This window comes from Niastella caeni (assembly GCF_004834005.1).
Taxonomy (GTDB): domain Bacteria; phylum Bacteroidota; class Bacteroidia; order Chitinophagales; family Chitinophagaceae; genus Niastella; species Niastella caeni.
In genome coordinates, this window is the sequence record NZ_STFF01000003.1 from 769,937 (window position 1) to 790,290 (window position 20,354).

13 protein-coding genes are annotated in these 20,354 nt (G+C 44.2%); 3 read left to right on the top strand and 10 right to left on the bottom strand.

Going from position 1 to position 20,354, the window contains the following annotated elements; all coding sequences use genetic code 11:
* Nucleotides 1-138 precede the first annotated feature (138 nt).
* Together FAM09_RS14320 and FAM09_RS14325 are read right to left on the bottom strand one after the other, a co-directional pair.
* Nucleotides 139-960 carry an HAD-IIA family hydrolase gene (locus FAM09_RS14320; RefSeq protein ID WP_136577799.1) on the bottom strand — a complete coding sequence of 274 codons (822 nt, stop codon included), beginning with the start codon at nucleotides 958-960 and terminating at the stop codon, nucleotides 139-141.
* Nucleotides 961-1,433: 473 nt separating this feature from the next.
* Nucleotides 1,434-2,828, bottom strand: coding sequence for a hypothetical protein (locus FAM09_RS14325; protein ID WP_136577800.1), 1,395 nt, complete (start codon nucleotides 2,826-2,828; stop codon nucleotides 1,434-1,436).
* Between the two features lie 325 nt (nucleotides 2,829-3,153).
* Between FAM09_RS14325 and FAM09_RS14330 the strand changes: the two genes are divergently transcribed.
* On the top strand, nucleotides 3,154-3,507 hold the full coding sequence (locus tag FAM09_RS14330) for a hypothetical protein (protein WP_166437144.1): 354 nt from the start codon (nucleotides 3,154-3,156) through the stop codon (nucleotides 3,505-3,507).
* Nucleotides 3,508-3,557: 50 nt separating this feature from the next.
* Complete coding sequence (locus tag FAM09_RS14335) at nucleotides 3,558-5,150, top strand: FAD-binding protein (RefSeq protein ID WP_136577802.1); 1,593 nt, start codon at nucleotides 3,558-3,560, stop codon at nucleotides 5,148-5,150.
* Nucleotides 5,151-5,244: 94 nt separating this feature from the next.
* On the opposite strand, the gene FAM09_RS14340 is transcribed toward FAM09_RS14335, so the two are convergent.
* From FAM09_RS14340 to FAM09_RS14365, 6 genes are all read right to left on the bottom strand, one after another.
* A complete protein-coding gene (locus tag FAM09_RS14340; RefSeq protein ID WP_136577803.1) occupies nucleotides 5,245-6,375 on the bottom strand; it encodes an acyltransferase family protein in 1,131 nt (376 codons plus the stop codon).
* Nucleotides 6,376-6,468: 93 nt separating this feature from the next.
* Nucleotides 6,469-8,295, bottom strand: coding sequence for an alkaline phosphatase (locus tag FAM09_RS14345; protein ID WP_136577804.1), 1,827 nt, complete (start codon nucleotides 8,293-8,295; stop codon nucleotides 6,469-6,471).
* A gap of 179 nt (nucleotides 8,296-8,474) precedes the next feature.
* The gene (locus FAM09_RS14350; RefSeq protein WP_136577805.1) at nucleotides 8,475-9,992 is read right to left on the bottom strand and encodes a RagB/SusD family nutrient uptake outer membrane protein; all 1,518 of its coding nucleotides are present in this window, start codon (nucleotides 9,990-9,992) and stop codon (nucleotides 8,475-8,477) included.
* 19 nt (nucleotides 9,993-10,011) lie between these two features.
* Complete coding sequence (locus tag FAM09_RS14355) at nucleotides 10,012-13,383, bottom strand: TonB-dependent receptor (RefSeq protein ID WP_243751675.1); 3,372 nt, start codon at nucleotides 13,381-13,383, stop codon at nucleotides 10,012-10,014.
* Nucleotides 13,384-13,440: 57 nt separating this feature from the next.
* Entirely contained in the window at nucleotides 13,441-14,388 is a 948-nt protein-coding gene (locus tag FAM09_RS14360; protein ID WP_136577807.1) for a FecR family protein, read from the bottom strand.
* A 74-nt stretch (nucleotides 14,389-14,462) separates the two neighbouring features.
* Nucleotides 14,463-15,026, bottom strand: coding sequence for an RNA polymerase sigma factor (locus FAM09_RS14365; RefSeq protein WP_166437145.1), 564 nt, complete (start codon nucleotides 15,024-15,026; stop codon nucleotides 14,463-14,465).
* A gap of 371 nt (nucleotides 15,027-15,397) precedes the next feature.
* Between FAM09_RS14365 and FAM09_RS14370 the strand changes: the two genes are divergently transcribed.
* Nucleotides 15,398-16,063, top strand: a complete 666-nt coding sequence (locus tag FAM09_RS14370) for a matrixin family metalloprotease (RefSeq protein WP_136577809.1) — start codon at nucleotides 15,398-15,400, stop codon at nucleotides 16,061-16,063.
* A gap of 483 nt (nucleotides 16,064-16,546) precedes the next feature.
* On the opposite strand, the gene FAM09_RS14375 is transcribed toward FAM09_RS14370, so the two are convergent.
* Together FAM09_RS14375 and FAM09_RS14380 are read right to left on the bottom strand one after the other, a co-directional pair.
* Entirely contained in the window at nucleotides 16,547-18,700 is a 2,154-nt protein-coding gene (locus FAM09_RS14375) for a T9SS type A sorting domain-containing protein (protein ID WP_136577810.1), read from the bottom strand.
* 267 nt (nucleotides 18,701-18,967) lie between these two features.
* Nucleotides 18,968-20,254 (bottom strand): DUF4861 family protein, encoded by a 1,287-nt coding sequence (locus FAM09_RS14380; RefSeq protein WP_136577811.1) that lies wholly within the window; start codon nucleotides 20,252-20,254, stop codon nucleotides 18,968-18,970.
* Between the last annotated feature and the right edge of the window lie 100 nt (nucleotides 20,255-20,354).

Genomic DNA, 20,354 nt, shown 5'->3' on the forward strand with positions numbered 1-20,354 from the left:
CCCGGCAAAACCAAAAATATACCTGATAAATACTATGTGAATTACGCCGGCATAAAAAAAAGAGGCGCAGCATGTTGCTGCACCCTCTTAAACATGTAGTAATTGCGAACTTATAAAAAACGCTTTTTTGTTGATCCTCTACGCCACATTCAATACCGGCTCATGCTGCTTATCGCACACCTGCGCAAACAAGTCATCATTGAGCAGGTCCTTTACAGACTTTATAATAAAATCAGGCGCATAACCAAACTGATCGAGGTCAGCTTCCCTGGTTACGCCTGACAAGGTTAATACGGTGGTAAAACCCATAGAGCCTGCACCCAGGATGTCTGTGCTCATGGTGTCGCCGATCATAATGGTTTCATCGGTTGACAATTGTAAGATCTTCCGGGCCATACGCATCATCACCGGGCTTGGTTTACCTACGCTAAATGCCTGTTTACCGGTAGCAAATTCAAGCATAGCGACAAAAGCGCCACAACCGGCCCGGTATTTTCCGCTGCCCACAGGGCAATTGGGATCGAGGTTGGTAGCTATCAGTTTCGATCCGTTCATGATCATGTTAATAGCTTTATCAACCGATTCCAGCATGATGGTGCGGCCTTCGCCGATGATCACATAATCAGGATGATCATCAACAATAGAATAACCAACATTATGCAATTCGGTCAACAAACCACCCTCCCCTATTACATAAGCCGTACCATGCGTTTTACGCGAAGCCAGGTAACGCGCAGTAGCCATAGCACAGGTGAAAATATCTTCGTCGTTTACATTAAAACCTAATTTGCGCAATTTGTAGCACACATCGCGGGGTGTACGCTGACTGTTATTCGTTAAGAATAAAAATGGATAACCCTTTTCACGCAATGAATTAATGAATTCAACTGCGCCGGGTATTGGTTCACTGCCTTTGTAAATAACCCCATCCATGTCGATAAGAAAGCCCTTTTGTGCCATTGGTTAAATTTTTATGATTTAAAAATTGCTGCTTTTTCAAAATGGCAGGCATCCTTCGGCTCCGCTCAGGACCGGCTCCGCTCAGGACCGGCTCCGCTCAGGACCGGCTCCGCTCAGGACCGGCTCCGCTCAGGACGAATTTATTCACAGGCAAGAAGCGAAAACTTCAAAGGCAAGAATTGGCAAGTAGTTGAATCAGGGAGATAATGCAGATGAAGGCAGGCAAATACTATTGTTAAACGGTCAATGGCTGCATTTATTGTAAAGCATAATTGCTTAATGTACATCCATTGTAAGAAGAGCTGCGCAAATATAAGCGATAAAATATTATAACCCAGGTTAATCCAATATTAATCTTTGTATATTAACTCGTCAATGATCAACGGTGAATGGTGAATATTGCAGATAAATATGAGCTATGCAATGACAAAACAACCACAAGTAGCAAAACGATCGAATTTATATTACACAGATCATATTCTTGCTTTTCTTCCCTGTTCCAGATCTTTCAATGCTTTATTATACCGGTACAACACTTCCACGTATTTTTCAAGTACGGGTAACAATAACCAGCCGGTAGCTTTACCATCAACCAGCATAAAATAATATTGAACAGACCGCTTAATATCTTTTTGCTCCAGGCATATCCATAACCGTATCAACCAGAAGTTGATCACTTCCGATGCATGGTATTGTTCATACCCGGGCACGGCCTCCCTAATATCCTGGTAGGCATACAGGTTCTCAAAACGATCATCGGGCGCCTGTTGTATCAGGGCGCCCAGTGCCAGGCTAAAATGCAACACCGGAAAATATTTGTACATTTTCAACGCATGATGCCGGGCCACGGTGCACACCGCTTCCAGGTCGAGCAGGATGCCCTGTTCGTAAATGGTTTGCAAGGCAAGCGGATTGTGCGCATATTTATTAGCCAGTTCAATCATTTTTGTTTCGAACTGGTGCATCAATTGCTCGTTACTGCGATCGAGTATTTCAGCCAGATCATCTGTAAGCCTGGTTACTTCAACGTGTTCTTCAACATGTTCTTCCAATACATTATTAGGGGTTGGCGCACCGTGGCCAATTTCATCCCACATCTCATGCCACACGAGTTCTTCGGCTGGTGTACAGGTATTTATTTCGGGCGGCAATAAACGCGTGAGCAATTCGGCATGAATGGTTATCTGTTCCATTACCGAACGCTGTTGCACCTTTTCGGTATTCAGCATATCATCTGAGCGAATGCTTTGCACATTGCTCAAACTCACTTCCCCCGCCGGTATGGTATCCATCAATAACTCTGATGTTTGTACATCATCGCGTAAACGGGGCGGCACATCCGGATCTTCTATTGTATAATAATAATTTCCCTCGCCGGCATATTGTTTCAGCTTGGCCAAAATGTCAGCAAACTGACCAGGCTTTTCAACGATCAAATGCGGTAATCCATCTGTACCTACCGGCACTTCAATAACGGGTATAGCATGGTCATCTTCTTCCAATATAAAGCGGGTAACTTCAAAATTATGATGCGGATGAATATCGAATTCCAACGCAAAATCGTGACCGGCATAAATAATATTATGCGCCAGCGCATAATCTATCTCTTTAAATTCAGCCAATTCCAGGCTGTATTCAGAAAAAAATTCATTTTCAGATGTATTGAAAAAAAACACTGTGTCCTTTACGCCCAGGCATAGTAGATCAACCCTGTACAAACCAATAGTAACATTGCCATTTGAGTGTTTTCGCATTACCGATACATTGGCAATCTGGCTTTCTTCCCAATCTTTGTTCACCATACATTTACTCACAGGCAGTGTACGCGCCTTCATTTGCACATATTTTCGGGGAGAGAGAGTTTGCATACCTATGTAAAATTTATTGTTGTGGTTGTTGCTTGCAGTTGATCTATCGTTGTAATACCGTGCAGTTGTCCCGGAACTCCAAAGTAAACGCATTTTGTTGTACCATCAGGCAAAAGTTGTTGTCATAATTTTCACACATTTCTCAACACTATTATAAATCCCTGTTTGATATTGTTTTGTGATCAATGAATTATTTTGACGATCATCATTAAATGCTGTTACCCCCTTAGTGGTATTGTTATGCCCGTTACAAACCCCTAGATTTGTCCTTATTTCATGCTGTTCCGCACCTACCCACGCACCTTTTTAAACAAACAATATGCTATTGCCAGCGACATTAACAAAACAACTGCCTCTACTTTTACTAGTAGTTCTCCCTGTAATAACCTGTTTGCTCACCAGTTGCAGCAGCACCAAAATAATAACGGAATACGATTGCGCCGACGCGGCAAATGTGAATAAAGACACCACCGTGTGGCATTATTTCTGGGGACTGAAGCAATCAAAAGATATACAACCGCCATGTGATAAACGGTATAACCACCTGAATAAAGTAGTGGTGAAATCTACACCGGGCAACGTGTTATTAACGGTTATAACGCTGGGCATTGTAATACCGCAAAAAATATCCTGGTGTTGTGCGCCTCCCAATCTGCAGCCCGGCAGGTTAGGGAATTAGTATTATTAGTTGACGAGTTGACAGAGTTGATATAGTTAAAAACTTTTCATATGGCATTACCTGAAGGTATAACGTTGCTTCCGATCACCGACTGGCAAAACGGTCACCAGAACTTCTCTGTGAAATTAACAAAGGATGCCAGCTTTAATATGCGCCTGCCCTTTGCCTTTGCTGAATCAGAAAAAAATTATCACGCCACCACAAAAAATTTTCAATGGCTCATACAACATGCTATTGATAATAACATCCGCTTGCGCGCCATGGGCAATGGCTGGAGTTTTAGCGATGTAGGCGTTTGCAATGGCGGACTGGTTGATACCCGGGAACTGCGCACCTTCTTCAGCATGGGTGAAAGTTTTTTATCGCCACAATACCTGGCTACCGGCAAAACCGCAAAAGACCTTGTTTTTACACAATGCGGAATGAGCATTTTGCAAATGAATAAAGAGCTGGAACAGGAAAACGGCTGGCTGCGTTGCTTGCGCGCTTCAGGGGCCAGCAATGGACAAACCATTGTAGGCGCCACCGCAACCGGTACCCATGGCGCCGGTTTTAAAGCAGGCGCCGTGCATGACGCAATTGTCGGTTTACATATTATTACGGGCGCCAACCGGCATGTATGGCTCGAACGGGCTTCGAACCCTGTTGCATCGCAGGCGTTTATCGATTGGCTGGGCGCAGAAGTATTTCGTGATGATGACTTGTTTAACGCCGCCGTAGTAAGCTTCGGCAGTTTTGGTTTTATACATGGCGTTTTGCTGGAAACAGAACCTATTTACCTGCTGGAAAAATATACATCTGCCAACATTCCCTATAACGAAAAATTGAAACAGGCTATTAACGAATGGAACTTTGATGCCCTAACAAGTTTTCTCCCCTTCCCGCCCGAAAGCCCTGGCCGTAGTTTATATCATTTTGAAGTATTGGTGAACCCACACCGGTTTGCCGTGAATGATGCCGACAAAGGGGTGTACCTGAAAGTAATGTACAAAACCCCATACCGCACCGATTATACAAAGCCGGCATTGCCCGGCGGTAATTTTCAATATGGCGATGAACTGCTTGGCCTTGTGCAAAGCATTCTTGACAATATCGGCAAGAAATTAACACAGAAACTGGTGCCGCCACTGGTCACCAAATTATTTCCCTTGGCATTTGCCGCCAATGAAGAAGTAACCGGCACCATTGGAGAAATATTTACCAATACGCGGTTTCGCGGAAAAGCCGCGAGCGCCGCCATTGCCATCGACACAGCCGATTCAAGCCGCGCCATAGAGGAAATCGTTCAATTGAATGCGAAGACCCCGTTTGCCGGTGCGCTGGCATTGCGTTTTGTTAAAGGAACAAAAGCAACGCTGGGCTTTAACAAATTCGAAAAGACCTGTGTGCTGGAAATGGATGGCGTTGAATCAGCTACCAGTCGAAAGTTCTTTACCAGCGTATGGAACCGGTTTGAAGAAATTGGCCTTCCCTATACCTTACACTGGGGCAAGATCAACTTCAACCTTACGGAAGCGCGCATTCGCCAGATGTATGGCGATGCCGCCGTCAACAAATGGCTGACCGCCCGCCATAAATTGCTGGATGATTTTACACAGAAAGTGTTTACGAATGAGTTTATGGAGAGAACGGGGCTAATTTGAAAATTTGATAATTTGAAAATTTGAAAATGGAATACAGTCTAGGCTTTCCCCTGTATTCGGTTTACAGCTTTCGGCTTACAGCTTATAGCTGCCTTTACACCCTCACATAGATCTTCCTCTTATCCATCCAATACCCTACCAGCCAGCACAACAACATATACAGCACTGCCTGTACAAATGCGCCGAAATAGGGCGAGGCAAAATGGATAAAGAGGTTATCGTAGATCCATGTAAAGACCGTTGTACCCGACGGTAACCGGAATACACTCCAAAGGATCACCAATACTTCAGACAACAGGTAAATGAACAAGGGATTTTTTCCAAACACCTGGAAGAAAGGTGTCCAGGACGTTTTATGTTGAATGTCGGCGATATATACAATAGCAGCAATAATTAAACAATCAAGCCCTACCGTTTGCAACACAAAAGTGCTGGTCCATAATTTTTTATTGATGGGAAATGCATAATTCCAGAAATGCGCCAATACCAGGAAGGAGAAACCAATCAGCATTAGCTTCGTGAGCGCTTCGTACGTGCCGCCTTTCTGTTGCAGGAACTTACCTACCCAAAAGCCCGCCACTACATTGCCGATGGCCGGGAACGTGCTTAAAAAGCCTTCCGGGTCGAACGGCACGCCATTCCCATGGTATAAGTGATCAGGGCCAACCAGCAGCAAATCGAGCTTTAAAACCGCATTCCCCTGCAACGACAGGGGATCGGCCGCATCGCCAAAGAAATATAACACCGGCCAGTATAGTAACAGGATCGCCGCGGTAATAATAGCCGTGGTGCGGAACTTTAAAAAGTAGATCATTAACGAGGCAAAGCAATACGCCAGCGCAATGCGTTGCAAAACGCCAAAAACGCGGGTCTTTTCAAAGGGCAGGAACACATATTCTCCCGAAGCTTCATCTAACCGCACAAAGGGGAACCAGTACATCAGGTAACCCAAGATAAAAATGAGCAGGGTGCGTTTGAATATTTTGGCAAGAACGAATGACGTTGTAGCCGTTTCCCATTTGGGCATTACAAAGCTCATGGCGTTCCCTACGGCAAATAAAAAAGATGGAAAAACCAGGTCTGTGGGGGTGAATCCATGCCATTGGGCGTGCATCAGCGGCGCATACGTAAAGTCTCCACTGGGAGAAGTATTTACGATGATCATAAAACAGATCGTCATGCCCCGGAACACATCCAAAGCGAGGAACCTTTTTTGTTGTTGCATGTTCAGTCAGTTGGTGTAGCAGCAGTTACCTGAATGGTTCGAAAATAATCAATTCAGCCGAATAGGCAAATTCCTGCGTTGGTAATGCACACTTTATTTCTTTAGCGGGACCTTCAGCGCTTCCATCATCTTATAAAACAACGCTGTATTCTCATAAACGCCCCTGAACCGGAATGATTGCGGGCCATAAGCAAACACCGGCACGGGTATGGCGGTATGGTCATTGGTTGAAAAAACGCCACTTACATAGCCATCTCCATAATCCCCGGCCAGCAACGACAAACCGCCGGTTTCATGATCGGCTGTTACAATAACAAGTGTTTGCCCGTCTGCATCTGCAAATTGCAGGGCCTTTCCAATTACCTGGTCAAAATCCATCACCTCACTGGCTACATACGACATGTTATTGGTATGACCGCCATGATCAATTTGCGCGCCCTCTGTCATTAAAAAAAAGCCGGCTTTATTGTTCGACAATGTTTTTACTGCTTTTGAAAAAGCCTGCTCTAACCAGTTCTCCCGGCCCTTTAAAGCAGGTAAACCCGCTTTATTATCAATCACTATCCACTTTTTGGCAGGGTCGGCAGTAACACTGTCGATGCTTTGAACAACGCTGAAGGGTGGTGAAAACTCTTTCAACAAACTGCTATTTGATACAATCCTTTTTGCAGAGCCCATCAGCATATCAACGCCCGATCGTTTCAGATCGCGCAGGATGGCTACAGATGAATCCCGCTCTGGTTGATGCGCATAAAAATCAGCCGGTGTGGCATCTGTGATATCACCGCAGGTAACCAGACCGGTTTTAATATTCCTTGTTTTTAAAAAGACCGGCAACAGCGGAATGGCTACACCGGTATGATCAACGCCCACATGCCGGTTATTGGTTTTTACCCCGGATGCAAGAGCCGTTGAACCCGGTGCGGAATCTGTGACATAATTGTCGTATGAACTGGTCTTTGAGAATCCGATAGACCGCATATTGAAAACATTCAATGCGCCTTTGTTGGCAGTATAGCCGGCGTACAACTGCGCCAGTCCCGTTCCATCGCCTATGAACAACAGGATGTTCTTTACCGGTTTATCAGCACCATCATGTTGATACGTTGGCTGGTAAGGTTTGTAGCTGGTTTTATTTTTATAGGAACTGGCCGGTAATTTTCGCAGGAAGTCGGCTATTGCTTTTATGCTGTCGGTATTGATATAATCTACCTGCAGGTGGATCAGTTGGTACCATGCATTGATGAAATCAGGCGCGCCCCAGAAACGAACGGGTTTATTCAACCCATGCGCCCGGCTTATCAACCGTTGCAGGGTATCACGTTGCGGCGCAGGAATAATTCCTTTTCCATTCCATCCCGTATAACTCTTCAGGTCGCCGCTCATCATCACAATGCGGGAAAGCGCCGCAGCAGGATATTCCTTTTGGATCTCCCCATCAAAGTTTATAAAAGCGGGGTAAGATGTATAGGTCGTTGAATCGGGCCGGTTGCCGCTGATGGCAATTTGCAGGGAAGAACATTGGGTAAGCAGTGGATATTTTTGCAACAGCTCCACCAGTTTGTTCAGCGTGGTGACAGCTTCTGTTTTAATATCTATCATTAATTGTAACCGGCGGGAACTGTCGGCATAAATATGTCCATTGCTTTTTTCAATAAATGCCTGTATTGGTTTTAAATACAATTCTTCGAGGGTGCGATGCAATGCCAACTCATTTTTAGTATGAGCTACCAGCAATTCGTTATTGTGCCAGAAGAGATCTGCTTCAATTGAGCCAAAGCCTTCATTGTAGGCTGTAAACAAAGGGACCGGCTGTTCATAATCGTTGTGCGAATGGGCGTTGGCAACTGTGTAACTGATGGGTTGCGAAAAAGAACATGTGGCAATAAAAAACGATACGAATAAAAACAGCTTGTTCATGAGTTATTAAGTTATTCAGTTTTTGAGTTATTAAGTTGAGCACAACTTCGAACTAAGGAACTAACGAACATAATAACTCAATTAGTAAAACCCCGACAGGGTAAACACAAAGCTACCACCATCAGGGTTTTCACTTTTATATTATTTATAAAATAATAATTGCTTTACATACAACTGATTTACCAACCAGTGCTTTGTTTTATCACCCCGCCACTATTGCTGATCTCATTTGAGGGAACCGGCCATACATTATGCACGGCAGGATTAAACGTTCTTGCCGGCCAGATAACAGCGCCGGAAAACCCATGCAACGGCTGCGCATACACGGCTTGTGCATCACCCCAGCGAACCAGGTCGCGGTGACGGTCGGCCCATTCACCGGCCAACTCACAACGGCGTTGCTTTTTCAACTCTGCTATTGTAGCGCCGGATACAGCTGTCAACCCCGCGCGGGTGCGAATGGCATTGATCTCCGCATCGGCACTTTTACCCTGCATTATTTTTGCTTCTGCTTTTATCAGCACTACTTCCGCATACCGCAACAACGGCGGGTTCAAGGCTGTAGTAGGGTGATCGCCATTTGGACTGATATACGTACCAATTGGATTGGAATAAGAAAAAGGTTCCATGTATTTCCTGAACTGGTAGCCACTTAAACTGTTATTGGAACCATAGATGGTATCTTTCCCGAAAAATTTAAAGGTATCGCCGGGCTTCAGGATGGTAGCTTCTCTACGCTTATCCCCTGTTTCATAAGCATCATACAATTCTTTGGTGGGTGTAAAATATCCCCAGCCATTGTACTTGCCCCAGCCTTTGTTTTCCAGCATTACACCAGGCAGAATGCTTCCCCAGCCACCAGTTCCTTTGGGTGTACTAAGCGCACTCCAGATATATTCTTTACTCCAGTTATTGGCAACGGTAAACACATCGGTGAAGTTGGTCAGCAGGGCATGTTTACCACTGTTAATAACCGAGTCGGCATACTTTTCGGCATTGGCCCAGCTCTTTGTATACAGGTACATTTTCGACAGGTACGCCCATGCTGCGGTTTTGTGCCCCCGGCCATAATCTGTTACAGCATACATATCAAAATAAGGCAGGAGCGCCGCAGCTTTCTTAAGATCGCTTTCTATCAGTGTATAATTCTCACTTACACTGGCAGTACGCGCAACCGGTGCGGTGCTCGATGAATTTTCCTCGGTAACAATAGGCACACCGCTATTTTCATTACCATAATTATACGACAACTGGAAGTACATCAGTCCGCGTAAAAAATAAGCTTCGCCCAGGATCCTGTTCTTCAGATTTGCATCCATATTAATACCCGGCACATTCAGTATTACATCATTGGTGCGTTTAATAACTATATAGCGCATCTTCCATTGATCGGTGAGGTAAGATACACCTGGTGTAGCGCTGTTGAAATTCTTTACATTTTCAGCCTTGGCATTTGAACGGCCGGTTACCATATCATCGCTGGCGTTCATATACCACATATAACCGCGGCCGTAAAATTCTTCCCCATCAAATTGTTCATACAGGGCATTGGCGCCACTGATGGCATCGGCTGACGTTTTCCAGAAGTTACCGACTACGGGTGAACCTTCCGGTTCAATATCCAGTTTCTTTGCACAACTATTCAAAACAATAGCAGCCATGCAAAATATAATGATCGTATTGAGTGTCTTTTTCATATTCTTTTTGCTTATGCTGTTAGAAGTTAACGTTTACCCCAACAAATACGGACCGGGCCTGTGGATACCGGCCGTTATCTATACCATTAAAGCTCATACCCACTTCAGGGTCGAAACCGCTATAGTTTGTAATCGTTATTAGATTATTAGCTGTTACGTATACCCGCAGGGTATTTAATTTAACGCGTTTCGCTAACGTGCCAGGTAATGTATAACCCAGGGTTACGTTCTTGACACGGGCGTAAGAACCATTTTCGAGGTACCAGTCGCTGGTGGTGCTGAAGTTGCCATTGGGATCGCTTAAAGAAACCCGGGGAATGCTGGCATTGGGATTAGCGGGGGTCCAGGCATTCAACACATCGTTCAGCATGTTATAGTTCTGACCGCTTACCCCTGCCTGCATGGCCAGGTATTTCAGGCCATTGAATATTTTGTTGCCATGTACGCCCTGTACAAAGATGTTCAGGTCGAAATTTTTATAGCTCGCATTAAAACTAAAGCCGTAAGTGAAATTGGGGTAAGCGCCTTTTTGTACTACGCGATCGCTGTCATCAATTTTACCATTGCCGCTTACATCCAGAAACTTCAGGTCGCCGGGTTTGGCATTCGGTTGTATAAGGTTGCCAGCTTTATTCTTATAATTATTTACTTCGTCCTGCGATTTAAACAAACCGGCTGTGGGCACTACGAAATAAGAATATATAGGATCGCCCACCCGCATTAATACCGGCGTTAGCGTGCTACGGATGTTTATTCCAGCCGTTGAAACAACCGTATAGTTATCGGTTAAAGAAATTAATTTATTCGATACTTTGGTTACCGTGGCGCCTATGCTATATTGAAAGGCAGCCTTGGGATTACCACTATAATTAATACCCAGTTCAATTCCTTTATCCTGCGCCTTACCCACATTCGCCCATTTACCATTGCTTACCCCACTGGTTCCCGTCGGCGGAAGCTGGTACAGCATTTTCCCTGTATTCTTGATAAAATAATCGGCAGTCAGCGAAAGGCGGTTGTTCAACACAGCTACATCAGCGCCTATGTTAAATTGACTGGAATTGGCCCATCTCATATAGGGATTTGACAAGGCATTTTCGGCATATCCATACACCTGTGCAGGGTCCTGGCCCAGGTAAGCGGTAGTGGCAGCCAATGGCACATTCACCATGTTTACCGGCAAGCTTCCCAGGTTACCCAGTAAACCATAGCTGGTACGAAGTTTCAGGTTGTTTAACCAGGAAATACCATGCATAAATTTTTCGCGGGTAACTACCCAACCGCCAGAGGCTGAATAATAACTTTCAAACTTGTTGCCCCTGGCTACCAGGGAAGAACCATCGCGCCGGCCTAATAAAGTAAGCAGGTATTTTTCTTCGTAGTCATAGTTCACACGCGCCAGATACGAAATAAGCGCCCTTTCCGTCTTGTAGCTGGTGGGCTTGAAAATACTATTGGCATTTTGAAAGTACCGGTAAGCTACGCGTTCGTCGGTAAAATTCTGCGCATAGGCATAAGAACCTTCCCACTGCTCGTGCTGGTACACATAACCTGCAACAGCAGCGAGATGATGTACACCGAATGATCTGTTATAAGAGAGCGTTTGTTCAGCCAGCAGGTTGCTGGTATTATCATTGCCAATTGAAAGCTGGTTGTAATCAAAGATCTTTCCTATTTCCAGTACCCGCATGGTGAACTCTTTGGTAGTGGAAAAGCTTTTGGTAAGCGCGAAATTGCTGCGGAAGGTGAGATCGGGTAATAGTTTTATATCTACATACGGATTGATCAAAATACCATTCACCGGGTTCTTAAAATCTAACCGGTTCAAATAGGCAACCGGGTTTATCACATCCCCATAGTTACCCGCATATAAGGCAGGCAGGCCGGCATAGGTACCATTGGCATTGTAAGGGGCAACACCTGGCGGATAAAAGATAGCTGATAAAATAGCGCCCGTGTAAGCGCTTTGGGTATTGGCGCCATTCCCATTGGTATAGGTGTATTGCAGGTTCTCGCCTACTTTCAACCAGGGCTTCAACTGGTGATCGGAATTAAGGCGGAAATTATACCGTTCTGCATACGTGTTCAACAATGTACCTTCCGCTTTACGGTAGCCAAAGCCCATAAAGTATTTCGACTTTTCATTACCGCCGTTAATATTAATGTTATAATCGTTTATTTTACCGGTCCTGAAAATCTCATCCATCCAGTTGGTGCGGGTGATTTGTCCATCGGGATAGGTGGTAGCATTAAAAGCAGGCAATCTTGGTTTGCCGGCATTATCAGCAGCCAGGTTCATCATATCGGCATATTCCTTCGCATTCAATGGCTGTAATTTGCGCCAGGCTTTTTGCGTACCATATTTGGCATCGAGCGTAATGGATGCAGCACCTGCCTTCCCTTTTTTTGTTGTAATGAGAATAACACCACCGGAAGCACGCGCCCCGTAAATGGCTGCCGAGGCATCTTTCAACACAGAAATATTTTCAATTTCAGAAGGGTTTACCACTGGTGTACCGTTGGCTACTACCCCATCTACCACATATAAAACACTCTCCCCATTGATACCACCCAAACCACGAACGTTCACCCGGGGTAATGCTGTTGGATCGCCGCCTTCGTTTTGAACGATCACACCAGGCGCTTTACCCTGCAACATTTCGGTGAAGTTGTGCGCAGAGCGCGATGCCACCTTATCCAATTTTACATCTGTTACCGCACCTGAAACGGTCGCTCTTTTTTGGGTGCCATATCCCACAACCACTACCGTATTTAACTTCGATTCTTCCAGTTCCAATTTGATGGCGTTGGATATACCTGCCTTTAAGATTACTTCCTTTGTTACATACCCAACATAAGAAATAACAACAGTGATCGACTCACCATCCGCATCCAGACTAAACACGCCTTTCGCATCGGTTTGCGTGCCTATGTTTGTGCCTTTGATGGTGACCGTAACCCCGGGCAACGGACCGGCATCATCTGTTACGGTACCGGTAAACACCTGACTACCCGATGAGGACACGATAGCGTTGGCGTCGGTTTGCATGCTTGTTCCTCCTGTTGCAGCTTTGATCTTTTCTTTATTAAAGATCACGATGGTATTGGCATGGCTTTCAAAATCAAGATTTGTATTATGCAATATCTTCCGGAGCGCCTCTTCAAGGGTGATCTTCTTTTTTTCATGTAATGTTACTGTATACATTTTCACTTCATTGCCATCAAAAGCAAACTTCACCTGAGTGCTGGCGGCAATGTCGGCCAGTACTTTTTCAAGCGGCTGCTGTTCAACATCAATAAGGATCGTTTTTTTAAGCGGGTTGGCTGTTTGCGCCGTTAGTGGCAGGATCAGCGCCAGCAAGCTCAACAGCATGGCGGCCCGTGAAAGCATGCAGATTGCTTTCCATCTGTGTACAGAAGGACTCATAAAAAAATCGTTAAGGATTAATTATTGAATGAAGACTGTCTGGTTATGTAACGAAAACTGAATTTGATCTTTCGTGCCAAGCAGGTTTAAGATCCTGATCACTTCTTCCAGGGTAATATCCCGTTTCACCTGCAGATAATAATCGCCTTTATAATCTGAACGATTGTTTTGCACGGTCACTTTAAAGTGGTTTTGCAACCATTGTATCACTTCGGGTAAGGATGCATTTTGAAGGAACAGCTCACCCTGGATCCATGCGTTGGCTTCGCCGGCCTGAACAGAATCGATGAGCGTTACCCCTTGCTGTTTGTTATAGCGTAATCGTTGGCCGGGCACCAGGTAACCGAGGGTATCCTGTAGTTTCTGCACCAATACTTTACCGGTAACAACCGATACTTTAATATCGCCGGTACGGTCGATCATTTTCACGGAAAAAGAAGTTCCCTTTACTGTGGTGCTTACATTGTTCGACTGAACCGTAAACGGATGTGCGGGATCTTTCTTTACTTCGAAAAACGCTTCGCCCTGTTTCAGTTCAATAGTTCGATGACCGGAAAAATTGCTGTAATACGAAATGGCGGAATTGTCGTTCAACCATACGGTACTTCCGTCGGGTAATACCTTTTTCTCTACTTTACCGGGCGCAGCGGCTACCACAATCAATTTCGGACGAGTGAGCCAATACGCTACACTACTGATGGCAATGAGCACGACTGCAGCGGCCGCGAATTTTATCCACCGGTACCGGTTAATGGTTTTCACCGGCGGGTTGGCGACCAGTTTCGAAAAAATAGCATCGCGCATTCTGCTCTTGAGCAATAACCGGGCATTGTCATCGGCAAAGGAATAGCCAGTGCCGGCAGCCGATTGCGCATCGAGCCAGTTATACAGCTCCTGCAACTCTTCTTCAGAACAGGCATTCCGCTTGAATTTCTCCAGTAATTGATCTATATATTCCTGATGATTCAACGATGATATTTTTCCAACTTCAACATAAAGACAGGTAAAATGGGAAGTCTAACTATCCGGCGGCAAACTTTTTTTTAGAAAAAATAAAAAACGATGAGGGAGAGTAATTCCGCCTTCCATACCATACTTAACTTTTTGACCGCAGTATTCAACTGGTTGCGGACGGTTTGTTCAGAATTGCCGGTGGCATTGGCTATTTCGGTAACTGATAAACCGGAGAACTGGTGCAGTTCGTACACCTGTTTCATTTTATTAGGCAACATACTAACCAGCGATCTCAGGGTAGAGTCGGTCTCTTTTTGCTCAAGACCTTTAGCAGGAGAAAAATCGCTTTCATTATTATATAATTCGTCGAGACTGGTTACCGGGTATTTCTTTTTGGCGAGGTGATTGAGAATACGGTTTTTTAATGCGGCAAATAAGTAAGCGGAAAGCGATTGTAGTTCGGGGAGTTCATGACGTTTATTCCAGAAATGAATGAAAAAGTCCTGCACTACTTCTTCAGCGTCGTGACGGTTTTGCAATACCTTAAAGGCATATTGAAACATTGGTTCCCACCAGGTATCGAACAATACCTGGAATGACTGTTGATCGTTGCCAGCAATTTTTTGCAGTAACAATTTTTCAGCGTTTCCCACTTGCAGCGTTTAGTTATCAATACCTAAATTAATAAAGGTTTCTGATTTCATGTAAAAAATTCTGCATGCAACAGTCCAACTCACAAGGCCACGTTATTTTAGCTATCGTTTAGCAGCACCATGAAACCAAATACCGGGTGCAAATTAAAAAGAGTTGCTTTCCGTTACCGTGTAATCATAATTAAGAAATTATTATCAAGAAGAATTTAAAAAATAGAAGCGAATACACCACTTTTAACAGCAAAAAACTTATTTATAAAATTGATAGTCAATATTTAACAAATAATAAAGCGCAGAACTTATTAAAATACTTCCCCAATACTACATTTATAATAAAGAAGTTAAGCAATCAATCCCATCCCAACTCCACCATGAGCTATAACCGTATAATAATTTTACTGTTAACCACTACCCTGTTAACCTATTGTTCCAACCCGGCCAGGCCGGCGAAAAAACGGATCATTGCCCTTCAGTCTATTGGCCATTACGATCAGCAACAATTGCAGTTTATCCGGAAGGAGTTACAACAATTCTTTAAGACACCCATTTTCATTCTCAAAGAAACCGGGATGCCGGCTTCCTTTATAAATATGTCGAAAGGAGAACGGTATTCGGCCGATTCTATAATTAAATGGCTGGCGCATACCGCACCCGATTCCATATCGCAGGTGGTGGGCTTCACTCATAAAGATATTTTTACGACGAGGCGGGAAAACGGGCATATTAAAGAACCGGAGAGCACCTACGCCGTATGGGGCATTTTTGGACAGGGTTATATGCCGGGCCGCTCCTGCGTGGTGAGCGACCATCGACTGCAAACAAGCGATAATAAGCGCTTTAAACACCGGCTTCGCACGGTGGTTATTCATGAAATAGGACATAATATGGGGCTCCCCCATTGCCCGTCCAAAAATTGCATCATGAGTGATGCCAATGAGCGGATCCAAACCGTTGATAACAGCGCAGATGATTATTGTAAAGGCTGTAAAGAGCGATTATACCTGAATGCGAATGCGCTTCCGCTACAACTCAATTAAAAACAAGGGGCTGTCAATACCTCAAAAACAGCCCTAAACCCTCCAAATTCGCCGCTTACCAAAAAAATAAAAAATGATTTTAGTCATTTTGGCGGTTCAACTGTTTTAATAGTACACTGATCAGTACTATAACTGAAGCCCCGATGTTTCCACACCGGGGCTTTTAATGTTTTTTCAGGAAAAAAGCGACTCCTTCCTTGCAAAAAGTAACTATAGCTGCCAGAAAAGAGATTATCTGTTAAAAGAAAGTGATCATCTCTCACAAAAAAGTAATTATAGCCAACCGTTTTTTTATATTATCTCCGGAAAAAAATTATAACCCTATTGTTTAACCTTATAACGGGGAAAAATGTAGCTATCGCTCACCTGATAATTAATTTTCCAGCAATAAAATGCTTAAAGCTCCCCGAATAAAAAAAAACCTTTCCAAAGTCAAAGCTTTAGAAAGGTTTGTGAGAACTACCTCTATTCAGTCGAAGACTCTTATTGCTTAACTATTTTCAAAATTTCCGGGTTTCCGCTTTTCACTACTTTAAGGAAATAGATCCCGGCTTTTAAAGCCGACCCAACTTTTGTCTTATTTTCTGCAGTGCCTTTTTCTACCTGTTTTCCCTGTTGATCGAAAATAATGTAATCAAACTTTCCAACAGAACTTACAGTAAACATACCGGTAGTTGGATTAGGATAAACTGAAGATACACTTTTCAAAGACCTAGCTGATCCCTCAACAGACAAGCTTTGCCCGCCGGTAGTTGTTCTTGCCGTTCCTGAACAGCTCACTTCAGTTGGATTATTTCCGCTTACTTTTAGATAATCAATATTAGACAATCCACTGTCAACTGTACTCTCTAACCTGATCGTATTTTGTCCGGCTGTAAACGATTGGCTGATAGAAACGTCAGTCCATGTTGTCCAACCTGCGGTTGCCGGAAAATCGATGCCTGAAAGCACTTCAGCATCATTAATCAACAATTTGCCTGGCCTGTTAACTCCCCCGCCATTTGCATAGCGCCAGGTTAACACGTAGGTGCCTGTTACAGGTATATTCACGTTCCAGGTTACTCCCAGGCCAACTCCATCGTCAACATTGGCAAAACCGGATCCTGTATAACCCGCATTATTATTATCCACCGTGCCATTCACACTACAAAAACCTGTGGCATTTTCCTGTATCGTTATAATAGGACCAATAGCGCTGCCGGAGTTTTCACCCGTAAGAAAATTCAGATATTCCTCCAGGTTAGTATACCCATCAGCATCAGGATCGCTATTATTATCTGCAATAGCAGGATCAGTTCCATTAGCCGTTTCCCAGGCATCGGGCATTCCATCATTATCTGTGTCTGTAGGTGCAGTACCAGCGTCATAAGCTGGCCATCCACCAACTTCTGATGGTGAATCAATTATCCCAAACTTACCAGATGTTGCACCTCGTACGGGTGCAGTACCGTTTGTAGTTTCGTTTACAATACGCACATCTACTGCATCTCTTACCGGCAAGGTGGCTCCTGCATTTAACAGCACGTCACTATAAGCTGCCTGCGCTGTTTGGGTGGCGATATCTGCTCCTGCAAGACTAAATGGAACGGTTGATTTTGTTGCCGGCTGCTGAGCTGTCGGGATCTTTGACAGATCTACCCCAGTCCAGTTATTTGACGTTTTTCCACTGTTCCCGTTCATATAATTTCCGTCTACATACCACTTTCCAATGCCAATAGCGTTGTAACTTGCCTGTACGAAATTCAATGAAGACGAAGCTGGTCCGGGTTTGTAATAATTATTCACCATGTTGATCTGTGATATACCTCCCGCGATCTCAATTTCTCCACCATATGCAGCGCCAGCGCCTCCTGAATTATAGATAACGTTATTCCTGTAGTCAACCAATGCCATGGTATCATGCGCCCTTGCACCACCAAAACGGATAGCACGGCTATTCTGATGTGCAATAAGGTTATGATGGTACGAAGCATTTTGTCCGCCCCAAACACCGCCATAACCCCGTACCCCTTTAGCATGTCCTGCATTATACAGGCCTTCGCTAAAAATGCTCCATTGTACTGTTACATTTTTTGTATCGTACATAGCGGCACATTCTTCATTTGCCCAACTGAACGAGCAATGGTCTATCATTACATCATGGCAGTTTTCCATATCAAAACCATACACTCCGGTAGACAATGTACTTCCCGGCCTCGATCTTATATAGCGAATGATCACATTCCCGTGGTTACCACCCAAACTAACCGCCCGGGCGCCGTTCAGGATAAATGAATGTCCTACGAGGCAGATGCCGCCGCCCGGCGCCGTTTGTCCTGCAATGGTCAGGTCAGACCGCTTTATATGCAACTTTGACAAGAGGTTAATTGTTCCGCCAACTTTAAAAACGATGGTTAGTGGTTCGCCCGGGAATGAGCTCAGTGCTTCCCGAAAGCTACCGGCTCCGGAATCACTTAAGTTGGTAACTGCATACACTTTGCCGCCGCGCCCACCGGTAGCAAATCTTCCAAATCCCTGGGCGGTTGGGAATGCTAATTGTTGGGCCATCATCTGTGACCCTGAAAGAAGGAGAGCGCCTACGCCTAAATAACGAAAGCATTTTTTCAAACGAATGAAACTGTTCTGGTTTGTTTTCATTGGGATTAAATAGTTATTAAAAAAATGCAAAAATACAATAACCACCAAGGGTTCAAACAATAAACAGCTACATATCCCCAATGAACCTCCTATTATAAATCCTTTCTCCTATTATTTATTTTAACAACACCTCTCCTTTCCTGTTTCAGTCACTGTGTTATACAGTTCAAAAATGACATATTTGAATTTATCTGAAGTTATAAAAAAATTATACCCGTTACATAGTAATGTATCGGGTATATATAACAGTATTATTAATATGGTAAATTACTTTTCTAACCGCCTGAACTTTTTCAATATCCTCGTTTTACCGTTACAGTTCATTTCATGTGCTAAAAAAGCGTGGAATAGCTGTTCAGTAGAGAACATCTGATCACTTTTTTCCCAACCTGCATAAAAGCGAAAGTACAATGGGTCGTTGTCTTTAATATTGGCCTTCATGATGTATGTATTCTGTATATCGGTATTGGCATTGGGTGTTGTGGAAGTGCCAGCCACATGTGCAGTGCGCATCACGACCGCCAGTCCCAGTTTGTCTTTATTCTCCGATTGTTCATCATACGTATAGATCGCTCTCCAACAATTTAAATTGATCTCATGTACATTTTTGCTTTTCAGATTAACGATACCCGTAACCAGTTGAGCGCCGGCCGGCGCTCCGGTTATGGTTAAATGGCTTTCATAAAAGTATTGTCCACCCCAGATATGAATTTCTTCGGTTATTGATACAGGCGGTAATCCTTCAACGATTTTCCAATTGAGGTAATGCAAGCGGCAAATAGCCCTTACCGGACCGTCGGCTACTTTTTCATAGGTTACGCGTTCTATATTTTTTCCACCCAGGCGCACCAGTGTATCTTTTCCATTAGGCAATGGTACCAGTAAGGCTAATGAACCAGCCCCCAATGAAGCGCCTACTTTTAAAACATCCATCCCCCAGTCTGCCTGCTGATGATAATTTTTGGATGTATCTGTACCCACTTCATCCAATACCATGCGATTGGTGGTCTTACCCCAGATGTCTTTCCCATTGCGTACATCATAATATAAACGAAAACCAACCTTATCATTTTCCCAGGCCGGGCCTTCGGTGAGATAAGGCGGCAATACCTGTTTTGAAAAATCAGTGGGCAACGCATTTACCGGCATGGTATCTTTATCGAGTGCAGGTCCGAAAGAGTTGTCCGCATTCTTTTTCATATGCCGTACATGCGCGCGTACCACTGCCTTTACCGTTGCCGGCGCATCGGTGATCACTGGTTGTATGCCCAGCATTTTGTTCAACTTCCATGAATAAAGAAATACTGCTTCATCCCATTCACCATTGGCATCCAGATCATCGAATTGTACAACCATCGGAACACCTTTGTGATCATATAATGAAACATATTTTCCAGAAGGAATGATCCCAATTCTTTTTTCCAGGTCCGCTCTTTTTATAACAACCAGATCTTCAGATGCGGGGTTTCGGGGATCGGCTATGGCTAATGGTTTTACGTGACGGCAGGAAGCGAGTAGAAGGAGAAACGGTAAACCATATTTAAAATAACTCATGTATTGATTGGATTGTTTTGCAATAATATGAAAAAGCTTCAAGGTACAAGCCGCAAGCTACAAGCAATACATCAATAGTCTGCCTGAAGCCAGAAGCTTG